General features: G+C 37.4%; 7 protein-coding genes. 5 read left to right on the forward strand and 2 right to left on the reverse strand.

Going from position 1 to position 15454, the window contains the following annotated elements:
• Window positions 1-258: 258 nt before the first annotated feature.
• Both ACNQGJ_RS15050 and ACNQGJ_RS15055 read right to left on the reverse strand, forming a co-directional pair.
• Entirely contained in the window at window positions 259-2202 is a 1944-nt protein-coding gene (locus ACNQGJ_RS15050; RefSeq protein WP_417974431.1) for a RagB/SusD family nutrient uptake outer membrane protein, read from the reverse strand.
• Window positions 2203-2228: 26 nt separating this feature from the next.
• Window positions 2229-5315: a SusC/RagA family TonB-linked outer membrane protein gene (locus ACNQGJ_RS15055; RefSeq protein WP_417974429.1), complete on the reverse strand. Its 3087-nt coding sequence runs from the start codon at window positions 5313-5315 to the stop codon at window positions 2229-2231.
• 1005 nt (window positions 5316-6320) lie between these two features.
• Between ACNQGJ_RS15055 and ACNQGJ_RS15060 the strand changes: the two genes are divergently transcribed.
• The 5 genes from ACNQGJ_RS15060 (at window position 6321) to ACNQGJ_RS15080 (ending at window position 15227) form a co-directional block, all read left to right on the forward strand.
• Window positions 6321-6461, forward strand: coding sequence for a hypothetical protein (locus tag ACNQGJ_RS15060; protein ID WP_417974427.1), 141 nt, complete (start codon window positions 6321-6323; stop codon window positions 6459-6461).
• A 117-nt stretch (window positions 6462-6578) separates the two neighbouring features.
• Window positions 6579-9317: a glycosyl hydrolase gene (locus ACNQGJ_RS15065; RefSeq protein ID WP_417974425.1), complete on the forward strand. Its 2739-nt coding sequence runs from the start codon at window positions 6579-6581 to the stop codon at window positions 9315-9317.
• Between the two features lie 23 nt (window positions 9318-9340).
• Window positions 9341-10465 (forward strand): glycoside hydrolase family 88/105 protein, encoded by a 1125-nt coding sequence (locus ACNQGJ_RS15070; protein WP_417974423.1) that lies wholly within the window; start codon window positions 9341-9343, stop codon window positions 10463-10465.
• Window positions 10466-10471: 6 nt separating this feature from the next.
• Window positions 10472-13444 carry a glycoside hydrolase family 2 protein gene (locus tag ACNQGJ_RS15075; RefSeq protein WP_417974421.1) on the forward strand — a complete coding sequence of 991 codons (2973 nt, stop codon included), beginning with the start codon at window positions 10472-10474 and terminating at the stop codon, window positions 13442-13444.
• Window positions 13422-15227 carry an alpha/beta hydrolase fold domain-containing protein gene (locus tag ACNQGJ_RS15080; protein WP_417974419.1) on the forward strand — a complete coding sequence of 602 codons (1806 nt, stop codon included), beginning with the start codon at window positions 13422-13424 and terminating at the stop codon, window positions 15225-15227. The genes ACNQGJ_RS15075 and ACNQGJ_RS15080 overlap by 23 nt, the downstream gene beginning before the upstream one ends.
• The last annotated feature ends 227 nt before the right edge of the window (window positions 15228-15454 follow it).

The following is a 15454-nucleotide window of genomic DNA, read 5'->3' on the forward strand; positions in this document are numbered from 1 at the left end:
TTTTTATTTTTTAATGTTCAATAAATATTTTTTAGGAGCTATAGGTAAAAATAATTTATTTGGGAATAATATATTGACTCAAAAAATGTACTTATATTAAGACTGATTTTCTGAAAAAAGTTTGCTTTTAATAAAGAAATTGACGGCTTGTTTTATTGGATCCAAAGTCATCCTCTAGCCAGAAAGTATAAAAAAAGCGCTATAGTGAAAACTATAGCGCTGGTATAAAATTAAAGACAAAACCTTGCGACTATGACGCTAATAACCAGGATTTTGCATTTCTTGTTTTTGAATGGTCGACAATGGCGCTCCACTTGCATATACTGCATCTAGGAAAGTTTGAGGAATAGGACGCAGATTATGAAAATCTTGAACATTTGGAGCGGCTTCAATATTATAAGCCTTCGCTCTAGCGACCAAGGTTTTAGTTCTACTTAAGTCCTCCCAACGATGAAACTCTCCACAAAGTTCCCTAGTGCGCTCATTCAATATCAGACACAGCATTCGGTCATAATCACTGGAGTATCCTAGTTTTGTAATTACAGCCTGATCCGCTGCAGGCAAGGTACTAATGTTGGAAATGGTTAAGTTAGTTGCTGCGGTGGTATTTGAAATATTATTAGATTCATAATACGAGTTCTCCTTGATAAAAGAGATAGGAATTCCAGCTTGTGCAGTAGCGGTCCATGCAGCTGAACCATCAGTATAAGCAGCACGATCTTCTCCAGATTTGTAATTAGCACGGGTGCGAACTGTATTGATATAAGATAGAGCATCAGCAAAAGTAGTGGTTCCTAATTTAGCCAATCGCACTTTTGCTTCAGCGACCATCAAATAGGTCTCTGCCGAACGCGCTAATATTATATCACGAGATCCTTTAATACTAGATAAATCTATCCTATTTCCATCCATATATTTACTCAAAGATGGAAATCTTACATCTGCCATTAAACCCACTTTGTCTGCTGCATAAGCTACATATACGCTTGGAATTGTTTTTCCAGTTTTTGAATAGATTATAGCATCTGTATTTTTAGTTTTTGCAAAACGAGTGTCTGTAGCCCTGTTGATAACGTACATAATCCCTAAATCACCATTTACATAATACGCTCCTGATTTATTGTTGACGATGCTCTTTGTTTGAAAACTTTTCCAAAAACGAGAATCGTTAACTTGATCAAATACATCATAAACAAAATAAGTAGGTGCCAAACGGCTAAAGGGTCTTCCTCCTGCCAGGTTGCGCTTCATTTGAGGTAACTGGTCATAAGTAGAAAGAAAATAAAGATGTTGTTGATTGCCTCCCGATGTCAGCTGGCTGGCATTAAACTGAGCCGATAATATCAATTCTGACAGTTTTTCATTTGCACCATCCGGAGCGGTATAATTCCATAAATCTCCATAGTTTGTGGCCAATGGATGACGAGAAATAACTTCGTCTGACAAGGTTACTATTTGTTGTAAATCAGCTGCTTTCGTAGCCGAGTTCCAAGTGTCATTAATTTCGCTAGCACGAGTTAAATAGGCCTTTGCTAAATAATGGGCAGCAGCATCTTTAGAAATTTTAGCAGAGGATCCAGTATTGTTTAATAAGCTATAAGCTTGTGTGAAATCAGCTATTACTTGCAGCAAGACTTCTTGTGAAGTCGCTCTGGTAAATTCTAGCTCTACCGTTGTACTAACATTTAATTTTAATGGTACGCCACCATATTGTCTTACGAGTTTTAAATAGTTATAGGCTCTCAAAAAGTATCCCTCGCCTAAGGCTATTTTTTTGATCGCATCGTTAGTGGAAATAATTGCTGTAGCAGACTCAATTAATTGATTCGCATTCCCTATTCCTACGTACAAATTGTCCCAATTGGTGTTAGCCGCAACAGTGTTAGCATTAGATACGGTTACAAAGGATTTAAAACCAGAGGAATATGAATTCCAGATATGATTTGATGGATCTCCTCCAGCATGAAACTCATCTGTTCCTGATTCTGTCGCTGTAAGGGGTATTTCTCTATTCATATCTAAGGCAAATACTTGGTAGTAGGTTCCAACTACCAACGCTTGAATTCCATCTTCAGTTTTATAATAGTCTTTGCTATAGGCTGTGGTCAACTCTTCGTCTAGGAAATCTTGGCTACAAGAGGTACTAAGACTAAAAGTAGCTACTAGCATCAAATTAATATATAGTTTTTGATAATTTTTCATAATTTATTTTTTATTAAAGTTTAATTTTAGAATTGTACATTTAATCCTAAAGTAAACCCTCTGTTAGAAGCCGTTGTTTGTGTATCAAGATCAGTCCATTTAACTTTAGAAAAAATCATACCTGGATTAGTTGCTTGAATATAAAATCTCATTTTAGAGACTCCAATTTGCTGCGCTAATTCTTCTGAGAAGTTGTACCCTAGAGAGACGTTTCGTATTTTTAAGAACGAACCACTACGGTATCCCAAAACAGGAAAATAGGGATCGCCAGTACCTGCTGAAAAGATTGGTTTTTGATATTCTGAATTGGTATTATTATCAGTATAATAGTTTATCGCTCTTTGGCTGCCTTTTGCACCTTCGTTTTCTCCGAAAGTGTTGTAGGTGTATCCCATACGACCATATACAAAAAAGGATAATTCGATATTCTTATAATTAAAAGTATTCGTTAATCCTGTTATAAATTTTGGATCAGCAGTACCTATAATCACACGGTCGTTGTTCGCATCAATCTTGTAGTCGCCATTTTGATCTACCGGTCTGGCATTTCCAAATGAAAAAATAGGAGTCGCTGAAAACGCATTGAATTTGGCCATTTCTGCAGCATCTTCTGGTTTCCAAATTCCGTTTGATGCAAAACCGTAAATCACATTTTGCGATTGTCCAATAAATAAGTTGTTGTTAATATCATCAAATTTACCATTTTGTAATTCTACAATGCGATTTTGTTGCCATGAGGCACTTAAACTAGAACTCCATTCAAAATCCTTTGTTTGTACATTTACAGTATTCAAAGTAAGTTCTACTCCCTCTCCTTCTGTTGCTCCTACATTTTCAAAAGTGTTAATAAAGCCGGTAACTGTAGGGATGCTCCTTTGTAACAATAAATCAGTGGTTTTACTAGTATAATATTCTAAAGCACCAGATATTCTGCTGTTAAACATGGCGAAATCGATACCATAGTTGTACTGTGTCGTTTTTTCCCAACTTAAAGCTGTATTACCTAACGTTGCATTGTTTACTAATCCTGACCCCGTTGGGTAAACTATTCCTGCTAATGGGGGTTGAGTTGCGTAAGCACCTACAGCGGCATTTCCAGTAATACCGAAACCTGCTCTTAGTTTTAATTGGTCAAGCCAAGATACATTTTGCAAAAATTCCTCTTTGTCCAAACGCCATGCTATGGAAGTACTCGGAAAAAAGGCCCATTTGTTTCCAGGTGCCAGCTGCGAAGCTGCATCATATCGACCCGATACCGTAAGTAAATATTTGTCGGCATATCCATAGTTTACTCTACCCATGTAGGATAATAAACCCGTTTCTGTTATATTTGAAGAATAGCTGTTAAGTACTACATTTGAAGGAGTTAAAGCATTCCATTTGTTTTTAACGTTTTTAATGTCATTGGCTGACATGGCACTTTCTTCATTCGAGTATTCCGTTTGACTCTGCAATAATGTCAAACCAAAATTATGTTTTCCCAACGTTTTATTGTAAAAAAGTAAATGATCTAAAGTATAAGATATAGTTTGGTTTTTTGCTAATGAAGCAAAACTTGTACCCGAACGAATGGAAGATTTTCCATTTAAAAATACCCCATTACGGTACGAAGTAATATCTGGACCAAAATTAACACGGTATTTTAAACCCTCAAGTACTGGCGAAAATGATCCAAAATCTATCTGAGCATGAAAACTACCAAAAGCACGTAATGTGATTCGTTGATCTTGAGAATATTTCTCTTCGTCTACTACCGTTCTTATGGTAGAATCGCCTCCTGGGTTATCAATTCGTACTCCATTGCTATCATAAGGAACTGTGTACGGAAGATTAGCACGCGCTGTTTGATAAATACCGCCAGAACTTGATACTGCAGATCTACCCACGTTAGATTGTCCGTATTCATTTATAGCATAGCTTGTATTAAGACTCGCGCCCATAGAGAACCATTTCGTGGGCGTAATATCTACATTGGCAATACCAGTATAACGTTTGTAGCTTTGGCCCTTTAATGTTCCTGTATTGTCCATATATCCAAAAGAACCATACCCTCTTAATTTATCAGTACCCCCACTAACACTTAGGGTGTGTTGTTGGGTAATCCCAGTACGGCTAACGAACTTAGTCCAATCGGTGGTGTTCACTTTAGAACCATCCCAAGCTGTTGTTAAGTTTCCGTTAGCATCTGTATATCCTTTTTGGATGTTTGCCCAAGCTGCTGGATCGGCCGATTCCAAGAAAATTAATTTATCATTCGCAATATTTGGTGCATCTCCTTTTGGAAATGCGGATGGATTTGAGTAATACCTCCCCCAACGACGAAAGTCAAGATATTCTGCTGAATTCATCAATCTAGCATTTTCATGTATAGTTTCTGTGGTAACAGCAGTGTCATAACTTAAAGTGAATTTTCCGTTCTTACCTTTTTTAGTGGTTACAATAATAACTCCATTGGCACCACGAGAGCCATAAATAGCAGTAGCCGAAGCGTCTTTTAACACATCAATTGACTCAATATCATTAGGGTTTAAAAAATCGATACCTCCTGAATTTAAAGGAATTCCATCCACTACATAAAGTGGTGAATTCGAAGCAGAAATAGAACGCACGCCACGAATATTTATGTTTCCTACCGTACCAGGGCGCTCGTTAGAAGAAATATCTACCCCAGCGGCTTTTCCTTGCATAGCCTGCACTGCATTTTGCACAGGCCTGGAAGCAATTTCTTCGGCACCAACACTTACAATAGATCCGGTAAGATCACTTTTTTTCTTAGTTCCGTATCCAACGACTACAACTTCATCTAATGATGCGCTTTCAGATTCTAAAGAGACATTATAAGAACTTGCAGTGCCTATTTTTTGTTCTTTTGTTTTAAAACCTATATAAGTAAAAACTAATGTAGCGCCATCTGGAACTGAAATAGCGTATTTGCCATCAAGGTCGCTACTAACTCCTTTTTGGGTTCCTTTTATGAGGACGTTTACTCCTGGTACAGGAATGTTTGAGGCGTCGCTTATTACCCCCGTGACTGCTTTTTCTTGTGCATAGACCGATGAATACATTAAAGTAAACAGGGTCACAATAAACAAAAAGGAAAATTTGTTTTTCATATTTTAGTTTTTAATTTAGTTAATAGTATAAATTTTAAGGGTATACATCTTCAAAATAATTCAAGTTTTAAAATCATTTTATCCAATGCAATCGATTACGCAAAAATATTATTATTATTTTATTATCCAAATTAAAAGTTGAAATAAAAACAATTTCAATAAAAAAAATTACTTACTGATTCTATTTATCTTACATATTAACAATATAAATTAAGTTATATTTATTTTTAAGTTAAAATTTAGATCCATTTATTTCTTTTCAAATCTACTCGCTTTTTAGATCAGCCAAGAAAATCCAATATTTGGAATTTATTTAAATTTGATAAATAATCGTTTACTTTAAATTTATGCTCATTGCTTATTTTGATTCTAATAAGCAATGAGGATACAAAGAATGAATTATTACGATATTTATCTTTACTTGGAAATTACACAGGATGCTACAGGATAGTATTTTTAAGGAACTAATCTATTTTTACTTAAAAATTTGTAATGAAAAAGTAAATGAATCCCTTAAAAATATACTTGTCTATATTGATTTGCTTTTCCTGTTAAGAAAAACAAACTTATTGGTTCTCAAAGCAATATTTCAGTTTTGAAAACTTCCAAAGAGAGCTCGTTGGCTACCCCTTGGATAGATTCAGAGAGTGGACAATGAAGAGGAAAGTTGATTGAAAGAAAAGGAGGTTATAAAAGTTTTTATTTTCACAACAATCTCTTTTTCCCTACTAAAAACAAAAAAAAGATGGTTAACGATATTTTACGGAATAACTCCTAATGGGGTCACAATTATTTACTATTGATTTAAAATCAAGGAATATTGTGTAAATCACCACTAGATCTGGAGGAAAAAGTGGTAAAATTGTAGGTATCAAAACGCGAAAAATATAATATCGAATGAAAGACAGTATTTTTTCGACACATATCGAAACACACAAAACAGCATTTATATTTAAATTTCCAATTAATAAAATGAGGTCTGTAGCCACTTAAAATGCCGATGAAATGATGCTTGCTGGTGATGGTGGAAACGAAGGACAGGTTGCTCACCCCGAAGATGGCCCATTAAATTATCACTTTGCGCCTACAGGAGACCAATTAGTGTCTGCAAAACTAGTCAATATGAAAAATTATAATTGTAAGTGAGAATCCAACGTACATTTTTATCTTGACGGAAAACGGATTATTTTCAGGGCTAATTTCGAAGAGAATTCTCAGGTCTATGCTATTGAAATTGATAAATAAAAAAAATACTTTATGTCGATGAAATTTAAAAAAAAATACACTTTTATTCTTTTAGGAATTCTTTTCTCTGTGCAAGCGATGGCTCAAAACGTTATTACAACAGTTTCGCCTTGGCCAAAATCCACTAATATAAATCAGCCATGGGCTCGTTGGTGGTGGATGGGAAGCGCAGTTGACAAACCCAATCTGCAGCAAAGCCTTCTAGATTTTCATAATGCAGGAATTGGCGGAGTCGAAATCACGCCTATATATGGTGTAAAAGGAGAAGAAAATAACTTTATCGATTACCTCTCTCCTAAATGGATGGAAATGTTGGATTACACCATTCATGTTGCCGATAGCCTCCATATGCAGGTGGACATGGTTCTAGGTACCGGCTGGCCTTATGGAGGTTCTCACATAACTTTGCCCCATGCAGCAACAAAATTGATCATAGAAAAATACCCTCTCAAGAAAAATGAAACCTTTAATCGAAACATAGAACTTGACAGCAGCAAAGAAAAAATACCTGCCGATCTTTTATATGTTGTAGCCTATGGAAGCGATGGAACTTACGTAAACTTGACTGATCAAGTAAAAGGAAATAAGTTAAAATGGAAAGCAAAAAAAACGGATTATACCCTATACGCCGTTTTTAGCGGAAAAACAGGTCAACAGGTCAAAAGATCAGCTCCCGGCGGCAAAGGATATACATTGGACCATTATTCGGAAGAAGCACTTAATGCTTATGTTGTTCCATTCAATAATGCTTTCAAGGGACGAGAAGGAAAAATACGCGCCATTTTCAACGACAGCTACGAAGTGTACGGAACCGATTTTACACCCCGTTTTTTCGAGGAATTTAAAACGCGAAGAGGCTATGATTTAAAAGAACAGTTGCCAATTTTACTCAATGAAACCGACAATGAAATGAGCAACCGAATCCGAAGCGATTACAGGCAAACCCTATCCGATTTGTTGTTGAATAAATTCGACAAATCTTGGACTAAATGGGCAAACAGCAAAAACTTCAAAACAAAACTTCAAGCTCACGGTTCGCCCGGAAATCTTATCGATTTGTACGCTTCGGCAGATATTCCGGAATGTGAAACTTTTGGCTCCATGCCGTTTGACATTCCCGGTTTTAGACGCGAAAAAGAAGACATTCGCGAAGGCGATGCCGATCCGGTAATGTTGAAATTCTCCTCCTCGGCAGCTCATATTTCAGGGAAACCATTGGTGTCATCAGAAACATTTACTTGGTTGAGAGAACATTTCAAAACGGCTTTATCGCAATGCAAACCCGAAGCCGAAGACTTGATGCTAAACGGTGTCAACCATATTTTTCTTCATGGTTCAACCTATTCGCCGACAAGAGCAACTTGGCCGGGATGGAAATTTTATGCCTCGGTCAATTTTAATGCCACCAACAGTATCTGGGAAGATGCTCCATCCTTGTTTTCGTACATAGCCAACTGTCAATCTATGTTGCAACAAGGAAAATCGGACAATGAAATTTTACTTTACTGGCCTATTTTCGACACCTGGGATAAATACCAAAAAGGGACTTTGTTTTTTCAATTTAAAATACATTCTTTGTCCGAATGGTTATACGAAACCTCTTTTTATGACACAACCAAAAGCTTGATGAAAAAAGGGTATGGCGTAGATTTTATTTCCGATAATTTTATTGCCGAAGCAAAAGTGGTAAACGGAAAAATCATTTTGCCCGGCGGAACTTTTAAATCATTAGTTATTCCTTCCTGCAAAAAAATGCCTTTGGCCACTTTGCAAAAACTGATAGAATTACAAAAAGCGGGTGCAAAAATCATCTTTGAAGGACTCCCTGAATCGGTTCCCGGATTTCACGATTATAAAAAACAAGAGCAGGAACTTCAAACTATTTTGGCTGCAAACAAAGCGATTGCAACACCTGTTTCGGATATTTTCAAAGCTTTGGAAGATGCCCAAATATACCCTGAAACTTTGGTAAACAAAGGTTTGAAATTCACCAGAAGAACTGTTGACGGTGAAAAAATATATTATTTGGTCAATCATTCGCCCAAAACAATAGAAGGTTTTATTCCATTGCAAATCGGCAATAAAGAAGTCGTGATTTTTGATCCATTGAACAAAGATTATGGCAATGCCATAGTACAAAAAACAGCCAATACGACATTGGTTAAACTAAAAATTGAACCGGGACAATCGTATTTTTTGAAAACAGAAAATACCGCTTCACAAAAAAAATGGAACTATTACGAAGCCACTTCCGATGCCATTCCTTTAAACGGAAAATGGCAAATCACTTTTGACAAAGGCGGACCGCAACTGCCTCCAGCAGCAACCGTTTCCAACTTAGAATCTTGGACTAAATTAAGCCCTGCAGCCGAAGCTTTCTCGGGAACAGCCACTTATACCTTGCAATTCGACAATAAAAACAGCAAAACCGAGAATTGGAATTTGAATCTTGGCGATGTTCGCGAAAGTGCCAAAGTGTGGTTAAACGACAAATTTATAGGCACGGCTTGGTCGGTTCCATATCAATTGAACATCGGAAAATTAAAAACTGGAAAAAACACCTTAAAAATTCAAGTGACCAATCTATCAGCCAATAGAGTTCGAGACATGGAGTTAAAAGGACAGGAATGGAAGATTTTTTATGAAATAAACATGGTGGACAAGGATTATAAGAAATTTGATGCTACCAAATGGAGTCCGATGCCTTCCGGATTGTTGGGCCCAGTTACCATTACACCTTTAAAACAACAAAATTAATCACCTAATTAACGGTACCCAAAATGAGAAAACTGCTTTTATTTTTCGCTATTTGCTTTTCATATATTAGCACTACAAGCGCACAAGAATCTTTTGACAAAAAGTTGGTACTAAAACAAATGATGCTTGCCAACGATTATTTCATGCAAAAATGGCCTGAAACGAGCAAAACCATCATAACCAACAAGGAACGTCCGAGCAATATTTGGACACGTGGCGTTTATTATGAAGGACTAATGGCCTTACACGAAATTTATCCTAAAGAAGCTTACTACGACTATGCTTACTCTTGGTCTGAATTTCATAAATGGGGATTTAATGGTGGAAATACCACTCGAAATGCCGACAATTATTGCGCTGCCCAAACCTATATTGCTTTGTACAATTTACAACCGGACGCCAAAAAATTGAAGAATACCAAAGCCAACATGAACATGTTGTTGAATACGCCCCAGCTCGACGATTGGTCTTGGATTGATGCCATTCAAATGGGAATGCCTGTTTTTGCAAAAATGGGCGTACTCGAAAAAGACAATCGCTATTACGAAAAAATGTACCAAATGTACATGTATTCCAGAAACAAACATGGCGACCACGGACTTTACAATCCAAAAGATGGCCTGTGGTGGCGTGATGCCGATTTTGATCCACCGTACAAAGAACCAAATGGCGAAGATTGTTATTGGAGTCGTGGCAATGGCTGGGTAATTGCGGCTTTGGCCAAAGTATTGACCATAATTCCAGCAAATGCGCCTCATAGAGAACAATATGTAAAAGATTTAAAAGCGATGTCAGAAGCATTGGTTAAAATACAGCGCGCGGATGGTTTTTGGAATGTAAGTTTGCATGATCCAACTAATTTTGGCGAAAAAGAAACCTCTGGAACAGCCTTATTCATTTACGGAATAACGTATGGCGTGAACAATGGAATTTTGAAAAAAGAAACCTACTTGCCAGTAATCCAAAAAGCATGGAATGCCATGACAAAAGAAAGTTTGCACGAAAATGGCTTTTTAGGCTATCTACAATCAACAGGTAAAGAACCAAAAGACGGGCAACCCCTATCCTATGATAAAATTCCTGACTTTGAAGATTATGGATTAGGCTGTTTCCTATTGGCAGGTTCCGAAATTTATAAAATGAAATAAAAATTCATGAAAAAGGTGCTCTTTTATTTTGCTTTAATACTGTTTACTTCCGCTATATATTCACAAGAATTCAAGAGGGAAAAATACAATTTCAACGCCGATTGGAAACTAAAAACAGGTCATTTCGAAAATGCGGAATCTCCTGTTTTCGATGATAATTCTTGGCAAAAAGTAACCCTTCCGCATGCTTACAACCAAGAAGAAGCTTTTGAAAAAGACATCGACCATCATAGCACGGGCATAGTTTGGTATCGAAAAAAATTCAAGCTCCCAAAAGGAATCAAGGACAAGAAGATTTTCTTGGAATTTGAAGGCATTCGCCAAGACGGTGTTATTTATGTCAACGGACAAAAAGCGGGACTTCATGAAAATGGCGTAATGGCTTTTGGTCTTGACATTTCAAAAATAGTCAAGCCTTGCCCCGAAGAAAATACCGTGGCACTACGAATTGACAACGACTGGAAATACCGACAAGTGGAAACCAATGCGACTTATCAATGGAACAACATGAATTTTAATGCCAATTATGGCGGCATTCCCAAAAATGTTTACCTCCACATCACCGACAAATTATACCAAACCCTCCCACTCTATTCCAATCTAAAAACCACGGGAGTTTACATCTATCCATCCAATATTGACATAAAAGCCGAAAGTGCCACCATCAATGCAGAAACAGAAGTCCGCAATGAATATGGGGCTACCAAAACGTTTGAATACAATATCATTGTTGAAGACCTTGACGGAAAAAACATAGCTAATTTCTCTGGTAAAAAAACCACTATTTTACCCAACGAAACCAAAATCATGAAAGCCAACAATTTGCTTAAAGGCTTGCATTTTTGGAGCTGGGGTTACGGTTATTTATATACCATAAAAACGATTTTGAAAGTGGACGGAAAAATTATTGACGAAGTTTCGACCAAAACCGGTTTCCGAAAAACGGAATTCAAAAACGGAGAAATTTGGCTCAACGATCGAGTGATTCAAGTAAAAGGCTATGCGCAAAGAACCAGCAACGAATGGCCGGCTATCGGAATGTCTGTTCCTGCTTGGCTGAGTGATTTCAGCAATAAATTAATTGTGGAAGGCAACGGAAATTTAGTCCGTTGGATGCACGTCACCCCTTGGAAACAAGACGTCGAATCCTGTGACCGGGTTGGACTCCTTCAAGCAATGCCGGCTGGCGATGCCGAAAAAGATGCCAAAGGCGACCAATGGAACCAGCGTGTAAACCTGATGCGGGATGCCATCATTTACAATCGAAACAATCCGAGCATTATATTTTACGAATGTGGGAATGAATCCATCAGCGAGGAACACATGCGCGAAATGAAAACCATCCGAAATACATTTGACCCTTTTGGTGGACGTGCCATTGGTTCCCGTGAAATGCTCGACAGTAAAGAAGCTGAATATGGCGGAGAAATGCTCTACATCAACAAAAGTGCGCAAAAACCGTTGTGGGCTACCGAATATTCAAGAGATGAAGGCTTGCGCAAATACTGGGACGAATTCTCCCCTCCTTTTCATAAAGAAGGTGTAGGACCTTTATATCGAGACCAACCTGCGGAAGATTACAATCACAATCAAGACCGTCACGCCATTGAAGACATTGTGCGTTGGTACGACTATTACAGGGAAAGACCCGGCAACGGAAAAAGAGTGAATTCAGGAGGTGTAAACATTATTTTTTCGGATTCCAACACCCATCACAGAGGCGAATCCAATTATAGAACCAGTGGAGAAGTTGATGCCATGCGCATTCCGAAAGACGGTTTTTGGGCGCATCAAGTCATGTGGGATGGCTGGGTCGATATCGAAAAACACCGCACGCACATTATGGGGCATTGGAACTATGCCGAGACCGTTGTGAAAAATATTTATGTTGTATCGACAGCCAATAAAGTGGAACTTTTTGTAAATGGAATTTCTCAAGGTTTTGGAAAGCAGAGCCATCAGTTTCTGTTTACTTTTGAAAATATCGCATGGAAATCAGGAACAATTAAAGCCATTGGTTATGATGAAAAAGGAACTGTTTTAAGCGAAGATTCCAAAATAACTGTCGGAGATCCCGCTTCAATCAAGCTAAAATTGAATACTCAACCCAAAGGAATCTTGGCCGACGGAGCCGATGTAGCCCTAATAGATGTCGAAGTGCTGGACAAAAACGGACGCCGTTGCCCCATCAGCAACGACATGATCAGCTTTGCCATTGATGGCCCGGCAACTTGGTTGGGAGGCATTACACAAGGTCCTGAAAATTATATTCTTTCCAAAAATATTCCTGTCGAAAATGGAATCAACAGAGTGATGTTGCAGTCTTTGACAAAGGCGGGAAAAATAAAAATAACGGCAACGGCCAAAGGGTTAAAATCAGTTGAATTATCTTTTGAAAGTCAAGCCATAAAAGTTCAAAATGGACTTTCGAAACTATTGCCCGGAATTAATTTGGCTTCCAATCTAGAAAGAGGCGCCACTCCAAAAACGCCTTCTTATACTGTAAAAAGGAATTCTGTGAGTATTATAAATTCCTCTTCTCCATCAAATATTAACGATACTTACAAAAGTTATGACGACAACGAATTAACTGAATGGAGAAATGATGGAAAAAGTAATACGGCTTCGATAACCTACACCCTTTCGAAACGTTCAATTGTAAATGAATGCGTGATTAAATTAACCGGTTGGCGGTCAAAAAGCTATCCTATTCGTATTTTGGCCGACGGTAAAGAAGTGTATAAAGGAAATACAACCCAAAGTTTAGGCTACATTACCATTCCATTGGAACCCGTACTTGCCGAAAACATCAAAATTGAATTAATTGGAGCTAATACCGAAAAAGACGGTTTCAGTAAAATTGTCGAAGTGGAAGCCACCAAAGATTTAGACTTATTTAAAAACAAAACAGCAGTAGATGCCAAAGGACAATTACGCATCGTAGAAATAGAATTTTATGAAAGACAAAATGAAAAATAGCAGTTTTAAATTAGCATTGATAATAAGTTTTGGATTTACTTCCCTTATTTTTTCGCAAAACAAGGAAATCCCGTTATGGGATAAAATACCTGGATCTATTCCGGCGGTGGATTATAAGGAAGAACCCAGATTAGATTCCCAGGGAACAATAACGGGAATCAGAAAAGTTACGGAACCTACTTTGAAAGTTTTTTTGGCTGATAACAACAATTCCAAAAATGCAGCGGTAATTATTTGCCCTGGCGGCGCCTATTCTCTTTTGTCACATGAAAAAGAAGGCGATAAAGTAGCTGCATGGTTTAAATCTATTGGAATTTCAGCCTTTGTTCTTAAATACAGATTACCAAGCGATTTGATTATGAAAGATAAAACCGTTGGTCCACTTCAAGATGCGCAAGAAGCCATAAGAACATTGCGAAGACACGCACAAGAATGGAACCTTGACCCAGCAAAAATTGGAGTCATAGGCTTTTCTGCAGGTGGACATTTAGCTTCAACATTGTCCACTCATTATAATGATAAAGTGTATAATTCAAAGGATAATATAAGTGCTCGCCCCGATTTTTCTCTCTTGATTTATCCCGTAATTTCTATGGAAGATGCAATTACACACAAAGGCTCCAAAGAGAATCTTTTGGGTAAAAATGCCAGCAGTGCAATGATCAGCAACTATTCGAATGAAAAACAAGTTGATTCCAATACACCCAAAACATTTTTGGTACACGCGACCGATGACAAAGCAGTTCCCGTTGAAAACAGTATCAATTATTATTTAACATTGAAAAAACACCAAGTTCCGGTCGAAATGCATTTGTATGAAAATGGAGGTCACGGTTTTGGTTTAGGAGTTCAAGGAACTAATAAATATTGGCCAAAAGCCTGTGAAAAATGGTTGATATCGAATGGATTTATTCCAAAACCTGAAGGATATGTATTTTCTTATTTTAAAGGCAATGGCGAAGATGGTCTGCATTTGGCCTCCAGTGAAGACGGCTATAAATGGGAAACTTTAAAAAAAGACGCTTCTTTTTTAACTCCACAAGTCGGAAAAGACAAATTAATGCGTGATCCTTGCGTCATAAAAGGTGGCGACGGCATGTATCATATGGTTTGGACGGTAAGCTGGACGGACAAAGGCATTGGTTATGCGTCTTCCAAAGATCTAATTCACTGGTCCAAACAAGAATTTATTCCCGTGATGGCGCATGAAAAAAATGCAAGAAATACTTGGGCTCCAGAAATAACTTATGATCAAAAGTCAAAAAAATACTTGATTTATTGGGCTTCAACCATTGATGGAAAGTTTACCGAAACACAATCCTCTGAAGAAAAAGGATACAATCACAGGATTTATTACACCACAACCAAAGATTTCAAGAAATTCAAAAAAACCAAACTCCTCTACGAACCTGGCTTTAATGTAATCGATGCTTCCATTGTAAAAGATGAAAAAGGGTATACCATGTATTTGAAGGATGAAACAAAAGTACCAGTCCAGAAAAATTTAAAAATAGCCACCAGCAAAAATATCGAAGGCCCATACACCAAAGCAAGCGAAAGTATTACCGGAAACTATTGGGCAGAAGGTCCAACTGCAACCCAAATAAATGGCGAATGGATAGTTTATTTTGATAAATATACCCAGAAAAAATATGGCGCCGCAAAACAAACTTCCAAAGGTTGGGAAGATATCTCGGAGCAAGTCAGTTTTCCTCAAGGAACGCGTCATGGTACCGTGATCAAGGTTTCGGCTGATGTTATTGCTGCTTTAAAAAAGGAATAAGCACACCTTAATTTTAAATGCATTTCAAATATAAATTCCAATCTCCTTTTCGCTAAGGATTCACTCGTCACTTCGAGTATCGAGAAGCGTAAAACAGTTGTTTTCTCGGAACATTTTATTAAAAAAAACTATCGCATTTTTTAATAAAACACACGAACTAACGAACTAATATTTATCCATATATCAAGGAAACAACATTTATTTAAATCCTAATTCAAACGTAAATT

The sequence above is a fragment of the Flavobacterium cryophilum genome (genome assembly GCF_048286555.1).
Taxonomy (GTDB): domain Bacteria; phylum Bacteroidota; class Bacteroidia; order Flavobacteriales; family Flavobacteriaceae; genus Flavobacterium.